This is a genomic window from Kribbella sp. NBC_00359, from assembly GCF_036097425.1.
GTDB lineage: Bacteria > Actinomycetota > Actinomycetes > Propionibacteriales > Kribbellaceae > Kribbella.
Window position 1 is genome coordinate 5,418,273 of the sequence record NZ_CP107975.1, and the last position, 23,599, is coordinate 5,441,871.

The window sequence follows — 23,599 nt, forward strand, 5'->3', positions numbered from 1 at the left end:
GCGCCACGCCGGGTGTCGCACATGTTGTGGTCCTCACGCCGCGACCGCAGAGAGATCCTGCAGTGTCATGATCTCCGAGCCGTGGTGGATCAGCTCCCGGTTGAGCCGGAGCACGACGTGACCGAACGGCTCGCCGGCGTCCAGTTCGGTCGCCTGGCTCAGGCCGACCGCCATCACCCGCTCCTCGTCCAGCGCGGCGATCGACTCCTGCCAGGCATCCACCCAGTGCGTCAGCCAGGCGACCGCATCGCGGGCGTTGCCGTGCAGCGTGATGTCGGCGCGGCCCTGCCGGCTCTCGCCGAACGTCCACTCCCAGCGCTCGAAGAACGTCTCGGTCAGGTGGGCGATCAGCCAGGCGATCGTGCGCGGGCCGCGATGATCCGGCTCGTCCGGCCACTGCGCCACCCACTCCCCGGACCCGAGTGATCGGTAGTGCGAGGCGTAGTGACGTCGTACGACGGTCAGGGCCTCACTGCTCGGACGCCAGAAGTACTGCTCGTCGGTCAGTTGGGCGAGCCGCCCGGACAGCACCATCCAGCTGAAGCCGAGCTGGCCTCGCACCATCGCCATCGCCGATGGTCGGTGCAGGATCTCCCAGTCGAACGGCTCCGGCATCACGATTTCCTCACGCTCCCCGTCAGGCACCTCGATTTGAGACGCGATCGAACATGTGTTCGAATTGTGTCCCGACGGGGAGGAGAAAGTCAATGTGGACGGTGTGTTGGTTCTGGCCTCGACGGCACGGGTCTGCTAGGTGGTTCGATCCTGGTATCGGCCGCCGGGCTGGCGAAGCGCCGCTCGAGCAACGTGAACGCGTCGATCAGTTCGGGCGCCTCGTAGACGCGGTTCCGGCGGCCGTCGGTGACCTCGCGCAGGACGCGCGTCTCGACCAGGCGCGCGAGTCCTTGGTTGGCGGCCTGCTGAGACCGGTCGATGAGCCGCGCGGCCGCGGCGAGCGTGAGGACCGGGGCCGCGGGCAAGGCGTCGATCAACAGATCGGTGGCGGAGCCAGCGCGGACCGGCGCGGCCCGTTCGCGCCAGGTGGTCTTCAGGTCGGTCGCCGTCTGTTCGAAGCGCGCGGCCTCCGCGGTCGCATGAGTGCATGCCATCGCGAACATCTGCAGCCAGGGATTCGCCGCCGACCGAGCCTTGATCGTGGTCGCCCGTCCGACATAACGGAAGGCTGTCAGCGCGTCGATGTACTGCGTCGCATGCGTGGCGAGCGACAGCGACACCGGTGGCACGGTCCGGGTGATGAGGCCGTCGGCCCGCAGGATCAGGTGGATCAGCGCACGCCCGGTCCGTCCGTTGCCGTCGGCAAAGGGATGGATCGTCTCGAACTGTGCGTGTGCGATCGCGGTCTTGGCCAGCACTGGCAGCCGGGACTCCCGGACGAAGGTCATCAGATCGGCGAGCAGATCGGGGAGCAGCTGCGCCGGCGGCGGGACGTAGTACGCCTCGGCGGGGGAGCGGCCGCCGATCCAGTTCTGCAGATAGCGGACCTCCCCGCCGAACTCCGGCGTCGGAGACTGGGCCATCAGCCGACGGTGGGCCTCGAGCAGGTGGTCGACCTCGAGCTTGTCGCCGGCCTGGACGGACTCGGTCACCCAGGTCATCGCGTCGACAGCGCCCAGCACTTCCTCGGCGGTGACGTCGCCGGGTCCGCTGGTCGGCCGATCGCGCAGTACGTCGGCCTTGAGCAGGCGGCGCGCGCCGACCACGAGCCCCTCGATCTGCGACGACCCGACGGCCTCGGCCCGCAACAGGAGCCGTGCCAGTGCCTCGCTGTTCGTCAGGACGGCGGCGGTCGCGTCCAGCCGGGCGAGATCGCCGGCCGCATCCTCGAGCGCGGCGAGCACGTCGTCGGTCAGGTCGAACTCGCGCCCGACCAGCGGATCCGGGAAGTACAACTCGTACGACCCACCCAACCGCTCCGCCCGGGTGAACCCGTCCGGGTGCCCAGGCCACCGGTGCAACTCGACCCGTGCCATACCTCTTATTCAACCTTATCCACAAACCTTGAACAAGAGTCCACAGCCAGTGGATGGTGAACAGGTGAGCATGAGTGCGGAGGTGTGGACCCATCTGTGGGCAGACTGGTCCGTGGCCGAACGGAGACGGACGGAGGCGCCGGTGACGTTGGACGCGCAGACACGGCAGATGGTGGCCGCCAATGAGGCCGACTGGGACGCGCGGGCGCCGCTGCACGCGGCGAGCCGGTTCTACAGTCAGCCCGCGGAGTACTGGTTCGCCGACTACGAGTGGGCAGACCTGGGCCGACTGGACGGACGCGACGTCCTCCATCTGCAATGTCATCTCGGCACCGAGACGATCGCATTCGCACGGCGTGGCGCGCGGGTCACCGGGCTGGATCTCTCCAGGAAGTCCCTCGAGGAAGCGCGCCAGATCGCAGCCGACGCTGAGCAGGACGTCGACTACGTACACGCCAACGTGTACGACGCGGTCGACGCGCTGCGGGGTCGTCAGTTCGACGTCGTCTACACCGGCAAAGGTGCGCTCTGCTATCTCCCGGACCTGCAGCAGTGGGCCGAGGTCGTTCGCGATCTGCTGAAACCTGGCGGCACCCTGTACATCGTCGAGTTCCACCCGCTGCTCAACGCACTCCGCGAGGTCTCCCTGCCCGGAGAGTCCGACGACCTCACCCTCCGCGCCGACTACCTCGAAGGCCGCGGCCCGATCGCCCACGACTCCACCGTCACCTACACCGGCGACGAGGTCCCCGGCCGACACCGCAGCTACGAATGGCGCCACGGCCTCGGCGAACTCGTCACCACCCTCGCCACCGCAGGCTTCCACCTGACCACCTTGCGCGAGTCCGAAGTCCTTCCCTGGCCGCGCTGGCCGAGCATGCAGCAGACGCCCGAAGGCTGGTGGCGTCTGCCGGACGAGGCGCCCCGGATTCCCTTGCTCTTCGCCCTCAAGGCGACCCGATGACGGGAGACGGGCGGGCGCAGCGCGAGAACGACTTGATCGCCTACTACAACAACGAGGTCCAGGCGCGCGCCGGCCGGGACCTTCCGGACGAGCGGGTCGCTCGGCGTACGGCGTACCTGCAGCGACTGGAGCGCGACGGACACCGGTCGGTCCTCGAGATCGGCTGCGGTCCTGGGCGCGACGGACAGGCGATCGCGACCGCCGGATTCGACTACACCGGCGTCGATCTCGCGTCCGCCAGCGTCGAGACCTGCCGCTCGCTCGGCCTGAAAGCGGAGGTCGCCTCGGTGCTGGATCTTCCGTTCGAGGACGCGACCTTCGACGCCGGCTGGACGATGAGCACCCTTCTCCACGTGGCCGACGACGACCTCGACCAAGCTCTCGCGGAGATCGTTCGAGTCCTGCGCCCCGGTGCGCCACTTGCGATCGGTCTGTGGGGTGACGCCAGCGGTAGCGAGCAGGTCTGGCAGGACGACAAAGGCTTCGGCCCGGGGCGGTTCTTCAGCATCCGCACCGACGCCGTACTCCGCGAGACCTTGCAACGTCACTCAACCGTCGAGGAATGGCTCACCTGGGACGAGGGCGGCGGGGCGATGCATTACCAGTGGGCGGTAGTCCGCGCACCGGCCTGAGCCGGCCGAGCCGTCAGCGTTTCTGTGGGCCTCGGAAGGCGACGTAGATGAGGGAGGCGCCGGCGGCGGCGACGAGGGGGCCGACGATGGCCCAGAAGGAGCTGCCGGTCATCGAGCTGCCTTTGAGGTAGCCGAGGCCTTGGAGGGTCCAGACGGCGCCGATGGCGAGCAGTAGTGCGCCGAGCGCGATGGCGACGATCTTTCCCATGAGGCCGAGGTTAGCCGAGGAGGTTGTCGCACAGGGCCACGAGTTGCTCGCGCAGCGGGCGGGCTCGGTGCGCGAAGGTGCGTTGGGCGGCCGCGTACTCCGCCTTGCCTGCCGGGGTTTCGATCGCAACAGCCGGATAGCCGAGCCCCGAGAGGTCGTACGGCGAGGCGCGCATGTCGAGGGTGCGGATGTCGCGGGCCAACTCGAAGCAGTCCAGGACGAGAGCACTGGGGGCGAAGGGCATGAGTTTCGAGGCCCACTTGTAGAGGTCCATGTTGGCGTGCAGGCAGCCGCCCTGTTCCAGCGTGGGCTGGGATTCGCGGGTCGGTTGCAGGACGTTCAGCGGACGGGCGGGCGACGTGAAGAAACGGAACGCGTCGAAGTGCGAGCAGGCGATCTTGTGAGACTCGACGACCTGGTCGGTGCCGGCGGTGCCCAGTCGCAGCGGCCACTTCTCATGGCGTACGGCGGAAGTCCGATAGACCATCGCCCATTCGTGCAGCCCGAAGCACCCGAACTGTGGCTGGCGATCCAGCGTCGCGGCGAGCAACCGGCGGATCCACCGGATGCTGTCCGCGCGACGCGAGACCTCCGCCGGATCCAGGGTCGCGGCACCGTCGACGTACGTGTAGCCGCGGCGTCCGTCGTACTCAGAAGCGTCGAGCAGACGGATGCCTGGCCCGGGGTGCCAGATGCGGAGCTGGTTCGGGCGGGTGGGGTAGTAGGTGAACAGGAAGTCCTCGACCGGATGCGGTTCGCGGCGACTCCGGCGCTCGAGGTGATCGGCCAGCAACGCGTCGACGCGTTGCTGGTGGCCCGTCGCGTACGACGTCCACTCGCTCGGAGTCAGCGTGACAGTCACAGGTCCAGGGCGAACGCGTACAGGTCGACACCCGCGATCGGGGACCAGTCACGCGACGGGAGCCGAACGAAGCCGAGGCGTTCGTAGATGCGGTGAGCGGTGGTCATGTAGTCCGCACTGCTCATGACCAGCCGGGCCAGGCCCAGCTCCCGGGTGCGCTCGATGCAGCGCTCGGTCAGAGCGGTCCCGATGCCGAGCCCGCGGGCCCGGCCCGCGACGCCGAGCATCCGGAACTCGCCCTCGTCGTCCAGCCCGATCTCCCGGTAGACAGAGCCATGCGGACAGTAGGTCACAGTGCCGAGCAGACCGGTGGCGTCCGCCGCGACCCACAGCTCGGCCTTGGCAGCCCGGTCCGCGGCCGCACGCAGCGTCCTCGCGTAGTCGCCCCGGACGAAACCGTCGTGCGTGTACGCCTCCACGGTCAGTTCTCCGGCCGCGTCGTACTCGGCCGGAAGGGCCAGGCGGATATCAACAGTCACCGGATAACTGTCTCATTCCCCTGCGACGGTAGGCTCGGGCCGTGCGTATCGCCAGATTCTCCGTCGACGACGAACCGAAGTACGGCGTTGTCGAGACCGACGACCCCGAAGGCCTCGTCGGAACCGTCGCCGTGCTCGACTCGGACCCGCTCTACCGGCCGGTCCAGTTCACCGGGGAGAAGCTGCAACTGGCCGACGTCCGGCTGCTCGCCCCGGTGATCCCGCGCAGCAAGGTGGTCTGCGTCGGCCGCAACTACGCCGCGCACGCCGAGGAGCTCGGCAACGAGGTGCCGAAGGAGCCGATGATCTTCCTGAAGCCGAACACCTCGGTGATCGGCCCGCGGGACGGCATCGTCTATCCGGAGCAGACCAACAACCTGCACTTCGAGGGCGAGCTGGCGATCGTGATCGGCCGGATCTGCCGCGACCTGCCCAAGGAGCGGGTCAACGAGGTGATCTTCGGCTACACGGTGGCCAACGACGTCACCGCGCGCGATCTGCAGAAGACCGACGGGCAGTGGGCCCGGGCCAAGGGGTTCGACACGTTCTGCCCGCTCGGCCCCTGGATCACCACCGAGCTCGACGTGTCCGACGTACGCGTCACGACGGAGCTGAACGGCGAGCCGAAGCAGGACGGGCGGACCTCGCAGTTCATCTTCGACATCCCGGAGGTGCTGGCCTACATCACCTCCTTCACCACGCTGCTGCCCGGCGACGTGGTCCTCACCGGCACCCCGGCGGGGGTCGGCCCGATGCTGCCCGGCGACGAGGTCGCGGTCAGCATCGAGGGAATCGGAACTCTGACGAACAAGGTGATCGTGCGTGACTGAGCGGCCAGACGACGACGTCCTCGGCGGCCTCGAACCGAACCAGGTCCGGGTACGGTTCCCACCGTCCCCGACCGGCCTGCTGACGGTCGGCAACATCCGCAGCGCGCTGTTCAACTGGGCCTTCGCCCGGCACTACGGCGGCAAGCTGGTGCTCCGGATCGAGGACACCGACACCGCCCGCAACACCGAAGAGGGCTACCAGTACACCTACGACTCGCTGCGCTGGCTCGGCCTGACCTGGGACGAGGGCCCGGAGGTCGGCGGCGACTTCGGCCCGTACCTGCAGTCCGAGCGGATGGACGTGTACGCCGACGTCGTCGCGAAACTCCTCGCGGCCGGCAAGGCGTACCACTGCTACTGCTCGCAGGAGGAGCTCGACCAGCGCCGCGAGGCCGCCCGCACCGCCGGCCAGCACAGCGGGTACGACGGCCACTGCCGCACGCTCACCCCAGCGCAGGTCGAGGCGTACGTCGACGAGGGCCGCCGGCCCGTGGTCCGGCTGCGGATGCCCGACCGGCCGATCGTGTTCGACGACCTGGTCCGCGGCGAGATCACTTTCCTGCCGGAGAACCTGGGCGACTACGTCCTGGTCCGGGCGAACGGTTACCCGCTCTACCCGCTGGTGAACCCGGTCGACGACGCGCTGATGGGGATCACCCACGTGCTCCGCGGTGAGGACCTGCTGCCGTCGACGCCCCGGCAGATCGCGCTGTACGAGGCGCTCGCCGACATCGGCATCGGCAGCGGCCGGACCCCCCGGTTCGGGCACCTGCCGTTCGTGATGGGCGAAGGCAACAAGCGGCTGTCGAAGCGCGACAAGGGCTCTGGCCTCGGTGAGTACATGGAACGCGGCTTCCTGCCCGAGGGCTTGCTGAACTACCTGGCCCTGCTCGGCTGGTCGATCGCCGACGACCGTGACGTCTTCACCATGGACGAGATGATCAAGGCGTTCGACATCCGCAAGGTGAACTCGAACGCGGCCCGGTTCGATCCGAAGAAGTGCGAGGCGATCAACGCCGCCCACATGCGGATGCTGCCGGCGGACGAGTTCGGGTCCCGGATGATCCCGTTCCTGGCCGCGGCCGGCCTGCTCCCGGCCGAGCCGTCGGACGAGCAGCTCGCCGTCCTGCGGGCCGCCGTACCGCTGGTGCAGGAGCGGATGAACACGCTGTCCGAGTCGGTCGACATGCTCGGGTTCCTGTTCGTCGACGAGGACGCGTTCACGATCGACCCCGACGCCGCGGCCAAGGTGCTGACCGGCGACGCGGGCGCCGTCCTGGAGGCGTCGGCGAAGGCGCTGGCCGATGTCGAGTGGACGACCGAGGCGATCGAGGCGGCCCTGCGGGCATCGCTCATCGACGGGCTCGGGCTGAAGCCGAAGAACGCGTTCGGCCCGGTCCGGGTGGCGATCTCCGGGCGCCGGATCTCGCCGCCGTTGTTCGAGTCGCTGGAACTGCTGGGCCGGGAGAAGTCGCTGCACCGGCTCGAGCAGGCCCGCCGTACAGCGTGATGACGGCCATGGAGCGGGCCGACGCGGGGACGCCGTACCAGCGTCTGCTGCGGAACCCGGACGCCCCGCGCGGATTCGTCGTGATCGGGGCCTTCACGATCCTGGTCGCGTGGATGATCGCCAGCCTGATCATCCTGGGCTTCCAGCAGAGCATCCGGAAGGATCCCGACGGCACGGTCTCGTGGTTCGGGCTGCTGGCGACGAACCTGTCGCTGATCGTCCTGATCCCGCTGAGCATGCTGGTGGCGCGAAAGCTCAACCGGCAGACCCCGGGGCTGTTGTCCTCGGTGGTCGGCCGGCTGCGCTGGCGGGCGCTGGCGTGGTTCGCGGTGGTCGCCGTGGCGCTCGAGCTGGTGATGCTGGCGGTCATCCAGATCGGTGGCATCGAGCTCGCCGGTGGTGAACACCATGGCGGTGGCGCGGCGCCGGACGCGGTCGCGGTGATCGCGGTCACACTGCTGACCTCGACGTTCCAGGCGGCGGGGGAGGAGTACTTCTTCCGCGGCTACCTGCTGCAGGCGGTCGGGGCGCTGGTGCGGAGTTCGCTGGTGGCGATCCTCGTCACGACCCTGGTGTTCACGATGGCGCACGGGGTCTGGCCGTGGGAGAGTCCGGCGCTGTTCCTGGACCGGTTCGCGTTCGGGCTGGTCGCGGCGCTGCTCGTCGTACGCACGGGCGGACTCGAGGCGTCGATCGCGGCACACGCGGCGAACAACGTGGTGACGTTCGTGTTCGCGGCGCTGACGAACAGCGTGGGTGCGAGCCTGGGCGTGCAGGACGCGCCGTGGGGGCTGGTGACGCTTGATGTGGTGAAGTTCGTGGCGTTCGGCGCGGTCGCGTTGTGGGTGGCCCGGCGGATGAAGCTGGCGTCCCTGTGCGAGCTGCCGCTGACCGTAGCGCCGGCCGACCGCCCGAGGCTGGTGTGACGGGAGTGACAACCCGCCGGAGGGGGCTCGTTTTGGTGTCCGGCCGCTTGCTCGGGTACTCTCTTCGAGCCAGGTTGTGAGGGCGGAGACGGTCTCACAACGGCAGTGAAATGCCTTTGGGGTATGGGGTAATTGGCAGCCCGTCTGATTCTGGTTCAGTTAGTCTAGGTTCGAGTCCTAGTACCCCAGCGGATTGGACCGCACCGATGGAAATCGGTAGAGTTCAACCTCGTTGCCCGGCCCGGATGGGCCGGACGACAACCCTCTGGCCCCGTTGTGTAGCGGCCTAGCACGCCGCCCTCTCAAGGCGGTAGCGCGGGTTCGAATCCCGTCGGGGCTACCAGAGAAACGAAAGGCCCCGGACCTCATGGTCCGGGGCCTTCGTCTGTGTGCGCTCAGTCCGCGACCACCGCCTTCAGGACATCGACCTTGGCGGCCGACCTGGCCGGTCCGAGGGCCGCCAGGACCCCAGCGACCGCGGCCAGCACCACATAGAGCGCCACCTGCAGACCGGGGATCGAGATCGCCTTGATGCCCTCGTCGGCGAGTGCCTGCGACAGTGCGAGCCCCAAGCCGATGCCGAGAGCGGCTCCGGCCAGCGCACCGATCAGGGAGATCACCACGGACTCCCAACGCACCATCGCCCGGACTTGGGCCCGCGTCATGCCGACCGCCCGGAGCAGGCCCAGCTCACGGGTCCGCTCGAAGACCGACAGCACCAGGGTGTTGACGATGCCCAGCAGGGCGATCAGGACCGCCAGCATCAACATCACGGTGACGAACGAGAGCAGTTGGTCGATGAAACCACTGGCCTCCTTCTCGAATCCCTTGCGATCGAGAACCTTCGCGTCGGGGTGGGCGGCCAGCGCCGCGGTGATGGCCTGCTGGACCGTCGACCGGTCGGCGCCGGGTGCGAGCGTGACCAGGCCGGACGTGATCAGCTGCGGACCGGCAGCGGCGGTCTGAGCGGCGATGCTGATGACGAAGTCGTCGCTGATCCAGCCCTTGCTGTCGTAGATGCCGACGACCTTCATGGTGTGCTTGCCGGTGGCGGCGAACTCGGTCCCGATGGTGTCGCCGACCTTCCACCCGTGCGTGGTCGCGGCGGACTGCGCCACGACGATCCCGTTGGTGCCGAGGTTCGACACCGAGCCGGCCGACAACCGCAGGTTCAGCCCGGCGGTCGCGGTCGCGGGGTCGACCGAGGAGTAGCTCGAATCCGCGCCGGCGAACCGGGCCTGCCCCCACCCGCTGGCGGAGACCTTGTCGACCCCGGACACGCCCTGGACCACCTTGATCGCCTCGGGGCTGTAGCCCGGACCCTGCTTGCTCGACGGAGTGATGAACAGGGCGGCGTTGGTCGAGTCTCCGATGATGTCGGTGAACGACGCCTTCAGCGACGAGGCGAACACGCCCATGCTGACGACCAGGGTCAGGCCGACCATCAGGGCGGCGGCCGTGGACGACGTACGGCGGGGGTTGCGCATCGCGTTCTGCCGGGCCAGCTCGCCGGGCATTCCACGCAGCCGCAGCGGGACGCCGATCAGCGACGCGAGCGGACGGGTGGCAGCCGGCAGCAGCATGAGGACGCCGACGATGATGGCCAGCAGGCTCGGTCCGAACAGCTTCATGCTCAGGTCGGTGTACAAGGTCAGGAAGAGTCCGGTCAGGCCGACCGCAGTCACGACGGCGCCGCTGATGATGCGCTTCTTCGTCGGGTTGCCGGAGCCCGGCACCGCTTCACGCAGTGCCTCGACCGGCAGCACCTTCGTCGCCCGGTAGGCCGGGACGAGTGCGGCCACGACCGTGACCACGGTGCCGACCAGCAGCGACACCACGATGGTGCGCGGTTCCACCTGCATCGACGTACTGGGCAGGCTGAAGCCGACCAGGTCCATCAGCAGGTTGAGGCCCTTGGCGACGAGCAGGCCGAGACCGATACCGACGGCCGACGCGAGGATGCCGAGCAGCAGCGCCTCGAGCACCAGGCTCCGGTTCACCTGGCGCCGGGTGGCGCCGATGGCCCGCAGCAGGGCGATCTCGCGGGACCGCTGGGTGATCGTCATGGTGAACGTGTTCCAGATGATGAACGAGCCGACGAACAGGGCGATCCCGGCGAAGATCATGAACAGCACGGTGACGAACTTGAGGTCCTTGTTCACCGCGTCCGTGGACTCCTTCACCACGGTCGCACCGGTGACTGCCTCGGCGCCGTCAGGCAGCACCTTGGTGATCCGTTGCACCAGATCGGCGGGTGCCACGCCGGGGTCGGCGCTGACGTTGATCGAGTCGAAGAGGCCGGGCGCTCCCAGCACCTTCTGCGCGGTGGCGGAGTCGAAGTAGGCCCCCGTCGTACCGCCGAGGTTCTTCTCGCCGCCGAATCCGACGGTGCCGACGACGGTGAACTTCTCGGCCGGACCGTTGAACAGCACCTTGATCGTCGAGCCGAGCGCGATGTGGTGCTCTTCGGCGCTGGTGGCGTCGATCGCGACCTGATGCGCACCTGAAGGTGCGGTGCCGGTCAGGATCTTGACGTCACCGCGCAGGGCGGGATCGGCCGGCATGCTGTAGCCCATGGTGGGAGCTCCACCGCTGGTCAGCACGGCACGGCCACCGTTGTCGGTCAGCAGGGCGTAGCCGGTGACCGAACCCTCGGCGGTACGGACCCCGTCGGCCTTGCTGACCTGGGTGAGGACAGGGGCGGGGATGGGACCCCGGCTTGTGCTGATGCCTTCGGACTGGCTGTAGGCGGCCTCGGCGCGAACGACCGCGTCGGTACCGCCGGAGACCTTGCCGAACAACTGGTTGAACGCCAGGTGCATGGTGTCGGTCAGGACGAGGGTGCCGGCCAGGAAGGCGACCCCGAGCGCGATCGAGGCCACGGTCAGGACGAGGCGCACCTTGTGCGCGAGCATGCCGCGCAGCGTTGCGGTGAACATGGTTCAGGCTCCTAGATGCTTCATGAAGTCGAGGACGGCGTCGGCCGTCGGCTCGAACATCTCGTCGACGACGTGACCGTCGGCCAGGAACAGGACCCGGTCGGCGTAGCTGGCGGCGGTCGGGTCGTGGGTGACCATGACGACGGTCTGGCCGAGCTCCTTGACGGCCTTGCGCAGGAAGCCGAGCAGCTCGGTTCCGGCCGCGGAGTCGAGCGCACCGGTGGGCTCGTCCGCGAAGACGATCTGCGGGCGCGAGGCGAGCGCGCGGGCCGCGGCCACCCGTTGCTGCTGCCCACCGGACAGCTCGGTCGGGCGATGGCTCAGCCGGTTCTCGAGGCCCAGCTTGTCGACGATCGACGCGACCCAGATCTCGTCCGGCTTACGGCCGGCGATGCGGATCGGAAGAACGATGTTCTCCGCGGCGGTCATCGTCGGCAGCAGGTTGAACGACTGGAAGATGAAGCCGATCTGGTCCCGGCGCAGCAGCGTGAGCGCCTTGTCGTTGAGCGAGGTGATCCGGGTGTCCCCGAGGTACACCTCGCCCGACGAGGGCCGGTCGAGACCGGCGAGCATGTGCAGCAAGGTCGACTTGCCCGAGCCCGACGGTCCCATGATCGCGGTGAAGTGGCCGGCCTCGAGGCTGACATTGACGTCCTTCAGCGCGGCGATGGTCGCGTCCCCAGTGCCGTAGAACTTGCTGACGCCCTCGGCCCGGGCTGCGGCTGTCGCAAGAGTTGTGGTGCCGGTGGTGCGGATGGTGGCAGACATGTGTGTTTCTCCCCTGTGCCTGGATTCGTGGTGCCTGGTTCGACCCCCCGGTCGAGCGGCGTGTTTCCAGCAAAGGCGTTCCGGCCTGCCGATCCCATCGGGCTGGGCGCACGGCACCCGGGCGCTGCCCGCGGGCAATCGGCGGACGATCGTGCGGCTGACCCCACCCCCGGGGTTCGGGCACTCCCATCCCGGCGACGGTGGGCGCAGACTGCAGAGGTGAAGTTGTGGGGGCGACGGCGTACTGGCCGTGAACAACTCGCTGGTCTGCTGGTATTGGGTGGGCTCGTGGTGTTCGTGGTGCTGGTGTATGTCCTCATCGTTCTGGGCGGCGGTGCGCTCATCGGCCACACCTCGTCGCCGCACGCAGGACTGTCGGTGTTGGCGACCGCCGTGGTGGCGCTGTCCTTCGGCTGGGTGCAGTCACGGCTCGAGGTCGTGATGTCGCGGGTGGTGCACGGTGGGTCGCAGTCGCCGTACGAGGTGCTGAGCAAGTTCTCGCCGACAGTGATTGGCAGCCCGGCCGAGCAAGACCTGCCGGCCAGGATGGCCGAAGTGCTGGCCGGCGGCACGGGCGCGAAGGCAACGCAGGTGTGGCTGATGGTGGACGGCCGGCTGAGGCTCGCCGCAACCTGGCCGCCCGCGGACGGGCCGCCAGCGGTCGAGGCGATAGCAGGCGAGCTGCCCGGCCGGCGGGAGTTGCCGGTGCGCCAGGCCGGCGAACTGCTGGGCGTTCTGGTGGTGCAAGAACACGAGAACGTACCGCTCACTCCGGTCGAGGAACGGCTCTTCGCGGGGCTCGCCGACCAGGCCGGGCTGGTACTGCGCGGCGCTCGGTTGCGTGCCGAGCTGATGCATCGGCTCGCGGAGTTGTCCACGCTCGCGGAGGAACTGCGAAGGTCGAGGCAACGTCTCGTCGACGCTCAGGACGCCGAGCGGAAACGACTCGAGCGCGATATCCACGACGGCGCTCAACAGCATCTGGTCGCGCTCGCGGTGAACCTGAGGCTTGCCCACACGCTGGCCGGACGGTCGCCGGAGCGAGCCGATCGACTGCTCGCGGAGCAGTGCAAGGCGGCCACCGTGACCATCGAGACGATCACCAGCCTCTCGCGGGGCATCTACCCGAGCCTGCTCGTCGACGAAGGGCTTGCAGCCGCGCTCAGGACGGCGATCTCCCGCAGCCCGCTGCCGGCCGAACTGGTTGCCGGTGACGTCGGCCGGTACCCGGCCGGCGTCGAGGCCGCGGCGTACTTCTGCGCGCTGGAGGCCCTGCAGAACTCGGCCAAACACTCGTCGGCGAAGGCGATCCGAGTGGATCTGCGAGGCGGTCCCGCGGTCCTGGAGGTGACGGTCCACGACGATGGTGCCGGATTCGATCTCGCGGCGGCGCGGGCCGGTGCGGGGCTGGCCAACATGCGTGACCGGGTCGAGTCGGCCGGTGGAACGCTGACCATCGAAACCACACCTTCGCGCGGCACAGTGGTCGCGGCCAGGCTGCCGGGCGCGCGCCGGCCGGGGGACTGAGATGTACGCGCGGGTGGCCTGGGTACTGACGGCGTTGACCGTACTCATCGCCGGCGCGGACGTCTGGGTCACCTCGGCGTACCGGCCGCTGCTATCCGAGGAAGCCGTCGCCGTGCACGGGTTCCCGTTCGTCACCGGTGCGGTCGTGGGATGCGCCGCGATGGGCGCGCTGATCGTGGCCCGGTGGGCGCGGCACCCGATCGGCTGGCTGCTCTGCCTGATCGGTTTCCTCTCGGCGATCTCGTTGCTGACCGAGGCTTACGGCGTGTGGGTGGTCAAGGCCGACGGGCCAGGGCCGCGGAGCCTCGGCGGGATCTCAGGCTGGATCTCCGCCCTGCTGGGTGGACAGCTCTCACTGGCCGCGCTGGCCATTCTCTTCCTGGTCGCGCCGGACGGCCGGCTCCTGTCCCGCCGCTGGCGCGTCGCGGTCGTCGTGGCGTTGGTGGGGTACGCCGGTTACGCCGGCAGCCTGCTCACCCTGTCGCCGGCCCGGTTCGACATCGACCACCAGGACGTCGTCGGGCCGCTCGGCAGCCTGTTGTCCATAGTCGGACTTCCGTTCATCGCCATCGGGCTGGTCGCGGCGATGGTGTCCATGGTCCTCCGGATGCATCGCAGCCAGGGAGTGCAGCGGCAGCAGGTGCGGTTGATGGCGCTGTCGGTGGCGTTCGTTGCCCTCAGCTTCGTCTTCCTGATCGTCGTCCAGATGCTCAACGGCGGTCAGCAGACCTGGATCTCGAGCCTCCCGCTGTTCTTCTCCTACTTCTGCCTCCCGCTGCTGTTCGCCGTCGCCGTCCTGCGCTACCGGCTGTTCGACCTGGACCTGATCATCAACCGGGCCGTCGTCCTCGCCCTGGGCACGATCTTCGCCGGGATCGGCTACACCGGCCTGGTCCTTGCGGTCGCGGCCCTGCTCCACACCCGGACCAGTGGATTCTGGCTGTCGCTGCTCGCCACCGCGTTGGTCGCGCTCGCCTTCCAGCCACTGCGCCAGCGGATCGTCCGGCTGGCGAACCGGCTCGCCTACGGAGCCAGGGCGCAGCCTTACGAGGCGCTCTCCGAGTTCAGCCGCCGGCTCGCGGAACCACCGTCACCGCGTGCGCTGCTGCCCGCTGTCGCCGAAGCTGCCGGGCGCGCGGTCTCCGCGCAGTCCTCCACCGCGGACCTCAGAGTCCCCGGCCTGGTGGGGCTTTCCGTCGCCTGGCCCGGCCCGTCCGACGGATCGCCGGAGTACCAGGTGCCCGTCCGACAGGGTGGTGACACCCTCGGCAGCATCGGCGTCACGATGCCGAAGGGACGCGGGCTCCGGGCCGCGGACGAGCAACTGCTGCAGGATCTGGCCGACCAGACGGCGCTCGCCTTCCGCAACGCCGCGATGGAGTCGGAGCTGGCGGGGCACGTGGCTGCCCTCGATCGCACCACCGCTGCGCTGGCGGAGTCGCGGCGACGGATCATCGCGGCCGACGACGCCGCTCGCTACCGGCTGGAATCCGCGATCTCCCGGGAGGTGCTGTCCCATCTCCAGCCGATGCCCGGGCGGTTGAGCGGCCTCAGCGTCGCCACGTCGGGGAGCGCGGCGACCGACGAGCTCGAGCACCTTGTGGACGAGACGAACGCGGCACTCGAGTCGTTGCGGGCATTGACCCGAGGGCTGTTCCCTACCCAGCTGGCCCGCGCCGGCCTGGCCCGCGCCCTCAGCTCACACCTGGCGCGGAACGGTTCGGCGGTCACTCTGCACGTCGAACCGGCGGCCGACCGGCGGTTCGCGGCCAGGGTTGAGGCGGCGGTCTACTTCTGCTGTGTCGAGGCCGTGCGCGCCGGGTCCGGCGCAACCCGCATCGACCTCCGGATCGTGGCGTCGGAGCTGGTCGTGCAGATCGATGGCGTCGCCCGCGGCCAGATCGACGTACAGGCGATCGTCGACCGGGTCGAGGCGGCGGGCGGACGGCTGTCGCTCGATCGGGAGGATCAGCTGTCGGTCAGCATTCCGGTCGATCCCGACGAGCCCACGCGGCCGTGAGCAGGTCCGGACCGAACGCGGCCTTGGCCAGGTACGACGTAGCTCCACAGCCGGAGATGTCGAACTCCTCCCGGTCATAGGTCGAGAGCAGTACGACGACCGGCGGGTCGGGCTCCTTGGTGATCTGCCGGGTGGCCTCGATCCCGTCGATGCCGGGCAGGTTGACGTCCATCAGGACGAGGCTCGGGCGCAGCCTCGTGACGGCGAGCAGCGCCTCCTCGCCGGACGACGTGGACGCGACGACGACGAAACCGTCGGTCTCCGACACGACGGCAGCGATCGCCCGGCGAAACGGCTCCTGGTCGTCCACGATCAGGACGCGTACGTCGGCCACTGGGTCACCTCCTGTCCGCCCATCGTGGGGGACAAGGCGTGGCAGCGACATGGTGCTATCCGCCTGGACTGGTGCGGTTGACCCCCGCAAACGTCAGCGGCCGGCCTGTCCACCGGTCGCCTCGAGGTAGGCCAGGACGGCCATGACGCGCCGGTTGACGTCGGACTCGTCGGCGAGGCCGAGTTTCTGGAACAGCGAGCTGATGTGTTTCTCGACAGCCCGGGTGCTCATGAAGAGCGCCTTGGCCGTCGCCTCGTTGCTGCGGCCGGCGGCGAGTTCCTGGAGCACCTCGCGCTCCCGCTCGGTCAGTCCGGGCAAAGGCGACCGCGCATCCCGCGCCTTGCGCGCCAGCAGACCCTCGACCACCCGGGCATCGAGGACGGAGCCGCCGCGCGCAACGTCGTGCAGGGCTCGCAGCAGCTCGTCGCGCTGCGACACCCGCTCCTTCAGCAGGTACCCCAGGCCGGAGACGCCGTCGGACAGCAGGTCGAACGCGTAGTCCTCCTCGACGTACTGCGACAGCACGACGACCCCGATCGACGGATGGTCGGCGCGGATCCGCTTGGCCGCGTCGATGCCCTCGGTCGTGAAGGTCGGAGGCATCCGGATGTCCGTCAGGACGGCGTCCGGCCGGTGCCGGGCCACGGACTCCAGCAGCGCGGCCGGATCCATGACCACGTCGACGAGCTCGACGTCCTCGGTCTCGGCGAGCAGCGCGGAGATGCCTTCGCGCACGAGGAAGTTGTCATCCGCAAAGACAACTCGCAACGCCACAGCACTCACTGTAGGCCCGCCGTCCAGGTCGAGCCGAGGTTGTCAGGCCGGCGCTTCGTCGTACGTCGCGGGCCGGGCGCTGTCCACCCATGTGGATCGGCTCATCGAGGCGCTGGCCAGCATCGAGGACTGATGGGCTCGCTCCTCAGGCCGGTGATGGACTGGTGTGGGCCGGGCCGGAGAGCTCGCGGCGGACCGAGAGGCCGACGGCGATCAGGGTGACGCCCCAGATGAGGGCGGTGACCCCGAGCAGGACGGCGATGCCGACCGCACCGGCACCCGGGTTCGCGACGAACAGAACGCCGAGCAGGATCGACAGCGCGGCACTCAGCACCAGCAGCCAGCGCGGCATCACCTGACGGCTGCTGAACGCCCCGAACAGCTCGAACACCCCACGGATGATCAGCCAGATCCCGAGGATCCAGGTCAACGTCTTCGCCGCCATGCCTGGGCTGGTGATCGCGAAGAACGCCGCCAGCAGTGCGATCACGCCGAGCACGATCAGCCACAGGCGGCTGCCGCGCGACTCCGGCTGGAACGCCTGGGCGATCGAGCCGATGCCGTCCACCAGCGCCCAGATGCCCCAGAGCAGGGCCAGTGCGATCGCCGTGGAGATCGGCCACACGATCGCGACGATCCCGAACACGATGCCGATCGCGCCGCGGACGAGCAGCATTTTCCAGCCGACGGTGAGCCAGTCCCGCTCCATGCCAGACCTCCTCGAGGTTGTCCCCCAACCTCATGGTGATCCCGGATAGCGGGAGGTGGCAACTACTCAGAGGCGCGGCGGATTGCCTCCGAGAGACGCTCGGTTGCGGCCATCACGGCGGGAGCGTGCATACGGCCGAGCTGGCGGGAGAGGCGTTCGACGGGTGTGGTCCGGGCTTTCGCACGTGCCGCTCAGCCGGTGGTGTATTCGAGGTGGAGCAGAGGTGCGCCGGCCGGTTTGCCGTCGTAGGCGCGGGCGGTGCGGTGGCCGGTGCCGGAGACGATCAGGACGACCGCGTTGCCGGCGGCCCAACCTGGCCGGCTCACGATCTCCTGGACGACGGCGCTGAGGTCGGGGGTGCGCTGGCCGGCGCCCGTCTCGCCGACCAGGGTCCACGGCCCGGGCGCCCACGCGATCGCGGCGGTGGTCAGAACGCGGGTGGACGGCTTGGTCGCGGACGTGAACGCGAGCGCGTTGTCCGTGGCTTGACCGTGGATGCTGAGACTGGTCGCATCACTTTGGGTTTCGTCCGTCTCGAACTGCAAGTAAGCCTTGGTGATCTTGGCACCGGCCGGGACGGTCAGACCCGGGAAGCGGAGGCCGACCTTTTGATCGGAGCCGTCGAAGACGAGTTCGAGGTCGCTGCTGGTCGCGTAGTAGCTCCCGGTGGCGGATTCCTCCACGTCGTCGGTACTCGCCGAGATGCGACGCTCCAGCGTTGCGGCACCGGGCGTGGGCGCGGGCTGGACGATGACCTGCGCCGTGTCGCTAGCGGTCAGCTGACCGTCGGAGGCAGCGAGCTGGAGCAGGTAGGTACCCGGGACGCCGAAGCCCGCGCTGGTGTCGACGGCGGACACGTCACCGAAGGAGGTGGTACCCGGACCGCTGACCTGGCTCCAGTGCGTTGAGACCGAGCCGGTGGGGAGGCCGTCGTCCGTGACGGTTGCGTCCAGGGACGCCGTACCCGGGAGCGTGACGGTCTGGTCCGGTCCGGCATTCACGGCCGGCGGATGGTTCGGTGGCGGGCCTCCGGTCTTGTACTCGAGGTGGAGCAGAGGGGCCCCGGCCGGCTTGCCTTCATAGGCACGGGCAGTCCGATGTCCGGTGCCGGTGATGATCAGGGCGACGGCGTTCCCGCCGGCCCAGCCTGGCCGGCTCACGATCTCTTGCAGCACCGAGCTGAGGTCGGGTGTGCGCTGGTTGGCGCCTGCCTCGCTGACAAGGGTCCACGGGGTGGGCGTCCACGCTGTCGCCGCGGTCGTGAGAGCGCGGGTGGACGGTTTGGTCGCGGAGGTGAAGGCGGCCGCGTTGTCCGCGGCCTGGCCACGGATGGTCAGGCTGGTTGCCTCGCTCTGGGTTTCATCGGCCTCGAACTGTAGGTACGCCGAGGTGATCATGGCGCCGGCCGGCACAGTGAGGCTCGGGAACCGCAGACCCACCTTCTGATTCGAACCGTCGTACACGAGTTCCAGGTCCGAACTGGTGGCCGAGTAGCTGCCGGTCGCGGACTCCTCGACGTCGTCAGTGCTCGCCGCGATCCGCCGCTCCACCGTCGTCGATCCAGGCGGCGGCGCTGGAGCCACCACGATCTGTGCCGTGTCCGAGGCCGACAGATCCCCGTCACTGACCGTCAGTTGCACCACGTACGTACCCGCCGTGCTGAACGTCGCGGTGGTGTGCACCGCAGTCGGATCCCCGAAAGTGACCACCCCCGGGCCGCTCACCGTGCTCCACCGCATCGACAACCCACTGCCGGGCAGACCGTCATCGGTGGCAATCCCGTTCAACGTCGCCTCCGCGGGCAACACCACCGACAGGTCCGGACCCGCGCTGACCCCGGGGGCGCGGTTCGGGGGTGCCCCGGCGTACTCCCAGTCACCGAGATCGGGCGCCGTACCGAGGTAGTCGCTCGCGGGGATGGTGAGGACCTGCTCACCGTTCCAGGTGTACGACGAAGTCCCCGCGTCGATGGCCGGGCTCCCGGGCCAGAGCCGGAAGTCGTCGTACAGCAGTGGATCCTCGAACACGGAAGTGGACGGATCCACGACGCTGTCCTCGTAGTCGACTGCGTTGTGCCAGAAGAGGTTGTACGCCGAGGTCGACGCGCCGCCGACCCGGCGAAGGGCGGTCGTCAGGGTCCCGGCGAAGATGTTGTTCAGCACAATGCTGTTCGCGCCGCCGACGATGCCGTAGTTCTCTCCCGAGAACGTGTTGTTGGTGATGTAGACACGTTCCGCCAGGGGTGCGCCGCTGAAGTCCTCGTTCGTCTGCTGGTTGGGCAGGCAACCGACGGAGGCCGCACCGTTGTGATCGAAGACGTTCCGGTCGATGGTCAGTGTCCGGCTCGACGCGCCGTCGGAGTCGATCAGCTGGATGCCGTCGGAGTCGTTGCGGACGAACCGGTTCCGCCGGATGACCACGTCGAGCATCGGGCCGACGTACGGATACATCCGGAACTCGATGCCATCGCCCTGGTTCTGCTGGACCGTGCTGTCGACCAGCGTCATCGCGACGCGGCCGTTCAGGTCGATGCCGTCGTCGGTGTTGCCGATGAAGACGTCGTGGTCGAAGCGGGCGGTCGAGTCGTTGCCGAAGTCCGCGCCGTCGCTGTTTCCGGTCATCGTGCTGTGGGAGACGGTCACCAGCGCGTTGCCGCGGACTCCGTCCACGCCGTTCTCGACCGTCAGCCCGTTGACGACACTGCCGCCGGCTCGTGAACCGAATTCCAGTACAGCGTTGCCCACGCACCCGGAGGCGCCGCCGCAGGCGTTCGCGACGTATCCGCTGATGACGGTCTGGCCGATGTACGCCGGGTCGCCGGTGGTCTGGTACCAGGATGCGAAGGTGAGCGCCTTGTCCTGAACCCAGACTCCTCCCGTGTAGATTCCGGGCGCGAGGAGGATGGTGTCCCCGGACGCCGCGGCGGACACCGCGGCCTGGATCGTCGGCTGGTCGGCCGGGACGTTGATCACCGTCGCTGTCGCGGAGGCCGGCGACGCGATCATGGTGAGCCCACCGGCCACCACAGCGGCGATCGTCAGGATCGTGGTGGCGCGCCGATGAGGTCGGTGGAATCGCCGGCCACGAAAGGCTGCGTGCCGCGAGGAGCAAGAGCCGATCTGATCCATCTTCGGACTCTAGGAGCGTTCCCAGACCGTCGCACCACCCAGAATGCGTAGATCTTCCTGCCCGGCAACGTAGCTCCGCAGGCCGAGTCGCGCGGATCGTCGAGCGCGGCCTGAGCTACTGGGCCGACCCGTTCAGCGCGGGCGCCGCTGGTCTACGGTGCCGGTATGGCGCTGGCGATGTGCTGGTTGTTGGATCGGCGGTCCGAGCGGATTCTGCGGAACTTGTGGGACCGGCTGGAGGATCTCGGCGTACCGACGCTGCGCTCGCACACTCACGGCCGGCACGTGCCGCACGTGTCGTTCGCCGTACTGCGAGATTGGCAGCACGATGAGGTGATGAAGGCGGTCGATGCGTTGCCCGATGGCGGTCCCGTCAGCTTGTACTTCGACGCCCTCGGAACATTCCGTCGCGGTCGAGCCTGGCTCGTTCCCGCGGTGTCCGCCGACGTACTCGAACGCCAGCAGCGGACGGTTGCGGCAGTCACCACCACCGGCGCCGACCTCCACCGCCACTACGAACCCGGCCGCTGGGTCCCCCACTGCACCCTCGCCCCTCGAGTCCCCCTGGTCGCTCTGCCACTCCTGGCCGCCGCCGTGTACGACGTACTCCCGCTGGACGCGACCGCCGACCACGCCGCCGTCATAGACAGCAGCACCGGTCAGCTCTGGCCTCTCCGGCACATCCCCTAGTAGGCCGCCTTATCGGCTACTCAGAGGCGCGGCGCAGTGCCTCCGAGAGACGCTCGGCGGCAGCCATCACGGCGGGAGCGTGCATACGGCCGGGCTGGCGGGAAAGGCGTTCGATCGGGCCCGACACGGACACCGCGGCGATGACCTTGCCCGATGGTGAGCGGACCGGGGCCGAGACGGACGCGACGCCCTGCTCCCGTTCGCCGACCGAGTGGGCCCAGCCACGACGCCGTACGCCGGCCAGTGCGGCGGCGTTGAAGGTCGCGTTGTGAAGGCCACGGTGCATCCGCTCCGGGTCCTCCCAGGCGAGCAGTATTTGCGCCGCCGAACCAGCGGCCATGGTCAACTGGCTGCCGACCGGGACGGTGTCGCGCAGGCCGGACGGACGCTCGGCGGCGGCGACGCACACCCGGTACTCACCCTGGCGGCGGAACAGCTGTGCCGACTCACCGGTGATGTCACGCAGCCGGGCCAGCACCGGGCCGGCCGTTGCGAGCAGCCGGTCCTCACCGGCGGCCGAGGCCAACTCGCTGAGTCGCGGGCCGAGTACAAATCGTCCCTGCATGTCGCGGCCGACCAGACGGTGGTGCTCCAGCGCAACCGCCAGCCGGTGCGCGGTCGGCCGAGCCAGACCCGTGGCCGCCACCAGACCGGCCAGGGTCGCCGGCCCGGACTCGAGCGCGGACAGAACGAGGGCTGCTTTGTCGAGAACGCCGACTCCGCTAGAGTTGTCCATGGGACGATATTGCCGTCTCGAATCGTGGAACGCAAGTCGCTAATCCGCCCTGGTGCGGAGCACTGTGAGCGATAGCACGCCACCACATACCTCGACCGGGGCGGTGGGGCGGGAAAAAGTATCCAAGGAGGAGAAGTCTGATGGGTAGGACGTTGTCGGAAAAGGTCTGGGATGCGCACGTCGTGCGCCATGCCGACGGAGAACCCGACCTCCTCTACATCGACCTCCATCTGGTCCACGAGGTGACCAGCCCGCAGGCGTTCGACGGCCTCCGGCTGGCCGGCCGCCCGGTTCGCCGGCCCGACCTGACCATCGCCACCGAGGACCACAACGTCCCGACGTACGACGTGGACAAGCCGATCGCGGACCCGGTGTCGCGCACCCAGGTGGACACGCTGCGGAAGAACGCCGAGGAGTTCGGCATCCGGATCCACACCCTCGGCGACCCCGACCAGGGCGTTGTACACGTGATCGGCCCGCAGCTCGGCCTGACCCAGCCCGGCATGACCGTGGTCTGCGGTGACAGCCACACCTCCACCCACGGCGCGTTCGGGGCGATTGCCTTCGGCATCGGCACCAGCGAGGTCGAGCACGTGCTGGCCACCCAGACGCTGATGCAGGCCCGGCCGAAGACGATGGCCGTGACCGTCGACGGCGTACTGCCGGACGGCGTCTCCGCGAAGGACCTGGTGCTGGCGCTGATCGCGCAGGTCGGCACCGGCGGCGGCCAGGGCTACATCGTCGAGTACCGCGGCGAGGCGATCCGTGCGTTGAGCATGGAAGCCCGGATGACGATCTGCAACATGTCGATCGAGTGGGGCGCGAAGGCCGGCATGATCGCGCCGGACGAGACCACGTTCGCCTACCTGCAGGACAAGCCGCACGCGCCGCAGGGCGTGGACTGGGAGGCGGCCGTCGAGTACTGGAAGAGCCTGGCCACCGACGCGGACGCGACCTTCGACCGCGAGGTCGTCCTGCGCGCCGAGGACATCGCGCCGTTCGTCACCTGGGGCACCAACCCGGGCCAGGGCATCCCGCTGTCGGAGAGCGTCCCGTCGCCGGACGACTTCGACAACGAGAACGACAAGGTCGCCGCCGAGCGGGCGCTGGAGTACATGGGCCTCACCGCCGGTACGCCGATGCGCGAGATCCACGTGGACACAGTGTTCCTGGGCTCCTGCACCAACGGCCGGATCGAGGACCTGCGCGCCGCCGCAGGGGTGCTGGCCGGCCGGAAGGTTGCCGAGGGCACCCGGATGCTGGTCGTCCCGGGTTCGGGCCGGGTCCGGTTGCAGGCCGAGGCCGAGGGCCTGGACACGATCTTCAAGGACGCCGGCGCCGAATGGCGGGGCGCCGGGTGCTCGATGTGCCTGGGCATGAACCCGGACCAGCTGGCCCCGGGGGAGCGCAGCGCCTCCACCTCGAACCGGAACTTCGAAGGCCGTCAGGGCAAGGGCGGCCGGACCCACCTGGTCTCGCCGCTGGTCGCCGCCGCGACCGCGGTCACCGGGACCCTGGCCGCTCCGGCCGACCTGCCGCCTGTCGCCGTACCTGCGAACGTCTGAGGAGCAA

At 69.0% G+C, this 23,599-nt stretch carries 21 protein-coding genes, 2 tRNA genes and 1 pseudogene; 11 read left to right on the forward strand and 13 right to left on the reverse strand.

Annotated features, from left to right (window positions below):
- Positions 1-33: 33 nt before the first annotated feature.
- Positions 34-615: a DinB family protein gene (locus OG876_RS26495; protein WP_328519344.1), complete on the reverse strand. Its 582-nt coding sequence runs from the start codon at positions 613-615 to the stop codon at positions 34-36.
- 89 nt (positions 616-704) lie between these two features.
- Positions 705-1,991, reverse strand: a complete 1,287-nt coding sequence (locus OG876_RS26500; RefSeq protein ID WP_328519345.1) for a Fic family protein — start codon at positions 1,989-1,991, stop codon at positions 705-707.
- 70 nt (positions 1,992-2,061) lie between these two features.
- Between OG876_RS26500 and OG876_RS26505 the strand changes: the two genes are divergently transcribed.
- Both OG876_RS26505 and OG876_RS26510 read left to right on the forward strand, forming a co-directional pair.
- Complete coding sequence (locus tag OG876_RS26505; RefSeq protein WP_328526961.1) at positions 2,062-2,955, forward strand: class I SAM-dependent methyltransferase; 894 nt, start codon at positions 2,062-2,064, stop codon at positions 2,953-2,955.
- Positions 2,952-3,587, forward strand: a complete 636-nt coding sequence (locus OG876_RS26510) for a class I SAM-dependent methyltransferase (protein WP_328519346.1) — start codon at positions 2,952-2,954, stop codon at positions 3,585-3,587. Before OG876_RS26505 ends, OG876_RS26510 begins: the two co-directional genes overlap by 4 nt.
- 13 nt (positions 3,588-3,600) lie before the next feature.
- Here the strand turns inward: OG876_RS26510 and OG876_RS26515 are convergent, their stop codons facing one another.
- From OG876_RS26515 to OG876_RS26525, 3 genes are read right to left on the reverse strand one after another with little or no spacing between them, the layout of a single operon-like run.
- Entirely contained in the window at positions 3,601-3,795 is a 195-nt protein-coding gene (locus tag OG876_RS26515) for a hypothetical protein (RefSeq protein ID WP_328519347.1), read from the reverse strand.
- Positions 3,796-3,805: 10 nt separating this feature from the next.
- Entirely contained in the window at positions 3,806-4,657 is an 852-nt protein-coding gene (locus OG876_RS26520) for a 3-methyladenine DNA glycosylase (RefSeq protein WP_328519348.1), read from the reverse strand.
- On the reverse strand, positions 4,654-5,136 hold the full coding sequence (locus OG876_RS26525; RefSeq protein ID WP_328519349.1) for a GNAT family N-acetyltransferase: 483 nt from the start codon (positions 5,134-5,136) through the stop codon (positions 4,654-4,656). Before OG876_RS26525 ends, OG876_RS26520 begins: the two co-directional genes overlap by 4 nt.
- 41 nt (positions 5,137-5,177) lie before the next feature.
- On the opposite strand from OG876_RS26525, the gene OG876_RS26530 reads away from it, so the two are divergent.
- The 5 genes from OG876_RS26530 (at position 5,178) to OG876_RS26550 (ending at position 8,745) form a co-directional block, all read left to right on the forward strand.
- The gene (locus OG876_RS26530) at positions 5,178-5,966 is read left to right on the forward strand and encodes a fumarylacetoacetate hydrolase family protein (RefSeq protein ID WP_328519350.1); all 789 of its coding nucleotides are present in this window, start codon (positions 5,178-5,180) and stop codon (positions 5,964-5,966) included.
- Positions 5,959-7,476: a glutamate--tRNA ligase gene (gene gltX, locus OG876_RS26535; protein ID WP_328519351.1), complete on the forward strand. Its 1,518-nt coding sequence runs from the start codon at positions 5,959-5,961 to the stop codon at positions 7,474-7,476. Before OG876_RS26530 ends, gltX begins: the two co-directional genes overlap by 8 nt.
- On the forward strand, positions 7,476-8,402 hold the full coding sequence (locus tag OG876_RS26540; protein ID WP_328519352.1) for a CPBP family intramembrane glutamic endopeptidase: 927 nt from the start codon (positions 7,476-7,478) through the stop codon (positions 8,400-8,402). The genes gltX and OG876_RS26540 overlap by 1 nt, the downstream gene beginning before the upstream one ends.
- A gap of 117 nt (positions 8,403-8,519) precedes the next feature.
- Positions 8,520-8,591 (forward strand) — tRNA-Gln (locus OG876_RS26545).
- Between the two features lie 78 nt (positions 8,592-8,669).
- Positions 8,670-8,745 (forward strand) — tRNA-Glu (locus tag OG876_RS26550).
- A gap of 52 nt (positions 8,746-8,797) precedes the next feature.
- Here the strand turns inward: OG876_RS26550 and OG876_RS26555 are convergent.
- Positions 8,798-11,341, reverse strand: coding sequence for an ABC transporter permease (locus OG876_RS26555; RefSeq protein ID WP_328519353.1), 2,544 nt, complete (start codon positions 11,339-11,341; stop codon positions 8,798-8,800).
- Between the two features lie 3 nt (positions 11,342-11,344).
- Positions 11,345-12,109 carry an ABC transporter ATP-binding protein gene (locus OG876_RS26560; protein ID WP_328519354.1) on the reverse strand — a complete coding sequence of 255 codons (765 nt, stop codon included), beginning with the start codon at positions 12,107-12,109 and terminating at the stop codon, positions 11,345-11,347.
- Between the two features lie 219 nt (positions 12,110-12,328).
- Between OG876_RS26560 and OG876_RS26565 the strand changes: the two genes are divergently transcribed.
- Together OG876_RS26565 and OG876_RS26570 are read left to right on the forward strand one after the other, a co-directional pair.
- Positions 12,329-13,636: a GAF domain-containing sensor histidine kinase gene (locus tag OG876_RS26565; RefSeq protein ID WP_328519355.1), complete on the forward strand. Its 1,308-nt coding sequence runs from the start codon at positions 12,329-12,331 to the stop codon at positions 13,634-13,636.
- Position 13,637: 1 nt separating this feature from the next.
- The gene (locus tag OG876_RS26570; protein ID WP_328519356.1) at positions 13,638-15,656 is read left to right on the forward strand and encodes a hypothetical protein; all 2,019 of its coding nucleotides are present in this window, start codon (positions 13,638-13,640) and stop codon (positions 15,654-15,656) included.
- Here the strand turns inward: OG876_RS26570 and OG876_RS26575 are convergent.
- The 5 genes and pseudogenes from OG876_RS26575 to OG876_RS26590 all read right to left on the reverse strand — a co-directional run bounded on the left by OG876_RS26575 (position 15,616) and on the right by OG876_RS26590 (position 20,601).
- Positions 15,616-15,990, reverse strand: a complete 375-nt coding sequence (locus OG876_RS26575) for a response regulator (protein ID WP_328519357.1) — start codon at positions 15,988-15,990, stop codon at positions 15,616-15,618. The two genes, OG876_RS26570 and OG876_RS26575, sit on opposite strands and share 41 nt — an antisense overlap.
- A 93-nt stretch (positions 15,991-16,083) precedes the next feature.
- Positions 16,084-16,764 (reverse strand): response regulator transcription factor, encoded by a 681-nt coding sequence (locus OG876_RS26580; protein WP_328519358.1) that lies wholly within the window; start codon positions 16,762-16,764, stop codon positions 16,084-16,086.
- A 145-nt stretch (positions 16,765-16,909) separates the two neighbouring features.
- Positions 16,910-17,473: an HdeD family acid-resistance protein gene (locus OG876_RS26585; protein ID WP_328519359.1), complete on the reverse strand. Its 564-nt coding sequence runs from the start codon at positions 17,471-17,473 to the stop codon at positions 16,910-16,912.
- Positions 17,474-17,535: 62 nt separating this feature from the next.
- A pseudogene (locus tag OG876_RS44090) lies at positions 17,536-17,637 on the reverse strand (IclR family transcriptional regulator); the annotation flags it as partial.
- A 27-nt stretch (positions 17,638-17,664) separates the two neighbouring features.
- Complete coding sequence (locus OG876_RS26590) at positions 17,665-20,601, reverse strand: PKD domain-containing protein (protein ID WP_328519360.1); 2,937 nt, start codon at positions 20,599-20,601, stop codon at positions 17,665-17,667.
- 165 nt (positions 20,602-20,766) lie between these two features.
- Here OG876_RS26590 and OG876_RS26595 point away from each other — a divergent pair, with 165 nt between their 5' ends.
- Positions 20,767-21,291: a 2'-5' RNA ligase family protein gene (locus OG876_RS26595; RefSeq protein ID WP_328519361.1), complete on the forward strand. Its 525-nt coding sequence runs from the start codon at positions 20,767-20,769 to the stop codon at positions 21,289-21,291.
- 16 nt (positions 21,292-21,307) lie between these two features.
- On the opposite strand, the gene OG876_RS26600 is transcribed toward OG876_RS26595, so the two are convergent.
- Positions 21,308-22,027: an IclR family transcriptional regulator gene (locus tag OG876_RS26600; RefSeq protein ID WP_012922430.1), complete on the reverse strand. Its 720-nt coding sequence runs from the start codon at positions 22,025-22,027 to the stop codon at positions 21,308-21,310.
- A 140-nt stretch (positions 22,028-22,167) separates the two neighbouring features.
- Between OG876_RS26600 and leuC the strand changes: the two genes are divergently transcribed.
- A complete protein-coding gene (leuC, locus tag OG876_RS26605) occupies positions 22,168-23,592 on the forward strand; it encodes a 3-isopropylmalate dehydratase large subunit (protein ID WP_328519362.1) in 1,425 nt (474 codons plus the stop codon).
- Positions 23,593-23,599: the final 7 nt, after the last annotated feature.

Excerpts from the sequence above, each read along its gene's own strand:
- OG876_RS26495 (WP_328519344.1), bottom strand. The coding sequence starts at position 615 with ATGCCGGAGCCGTTCGACTGGGAGATCCTGCACCGACCATCGGCGATG.
- OG876_RS26500 (WP_328519345.1), bottom strand. The coding sequence starts at position 1,991 with ATGGCACGGGTCGAGTTGCACCGGTGGCCTGGGCACCCGGACGGGTTC.
- OG876_RS26505 (WP_328526961.1), top strand. The coding sequence starts at position 2,062 with ATGAGTGCGGAGGTGTGGACCCATCTGTGGGCAGACTGGTCCGTGGCC.
- OG876_RS26510 (WP_328519346.1), top strand. The coding sequence starts at position 2,952 with ATGACGGGAGACGGGCGGGCGCAGCGCGAGAACGACTTGATCGCCTAC.
- OG876_RS26515 (WP_328519347.1), bottom strand. The coding sequence starts at position 3,795 with ATGGGAAAGATCGTCGCCATCGCGCTCGGCGCACTACTGCTCGCCATC.
- OG876_RS26540 (WP_328519352.1), top strand. The coding sequence starts at position 7,476 with ATGACGGCCATGGAGCGGGCCGACGCGGGGACGCCGTACCAGCGTCTG.
- OG876_RS26555 (WP_328519353.1), bottom strand. The coding sequence starts at position 11,341 with ATGTTCACCGCAACGCTGCGCGGCATGCTCGCGCACAAGGTGCGCCTC.
- OG876_RS26560 (WP_328519354.1), bottom strand. The coding sequence starts at position 12,109 with ATGTCTGCCACCATCCGCACCACCGGCACCACAACTCTTGCGACAGCC.
- OG876_RS26570 (WP_328519356.1), top strand. The coding sequence starts at position 13,638 with ATGTACGCGCGGGTGGCCTGGGTACTGACGGCGTTGACCGTACTCATC.
- OG876_RS26585 (WP_328519359.1), bottom strand. The coding sequence starts at position 17,473 with ATGGAGCGGGACTGGCTCACCGTCGGCTGGAAAATGCTGCTCGTCCGC.
- OG876_RS26590 (WP_328519360.1), bottom strand. The coding sequence starts at position 20,601 with ATGGATCAGATCGGCTCTTGCTCCTCGCGGCACGCAGCCTTTCGTGGC.
- OG876_RS26595 (WP_328519361.1), top strand. The coding sequence starts at position 20,767 with ATGGCGCTGGCGATGTGCTGGTTGTTGGATCGGCGGTCCGAGCGGATT.
- OG876_RS26600 (WP_012922430.1), bottom strand. The coding sequence starts at position 22,027 with ATGGACAACTCTAGCGGAGTCGGCGTTCTCGACAAAGCAGCCCTCGTT.
- leuC (WP_328519362.1), top strand. The coding sequence starts at position 22,168 with ATGGGTAGGACGTTGTCGGAAAAGGTCTGGGATGCGCACGTCGTGCGC.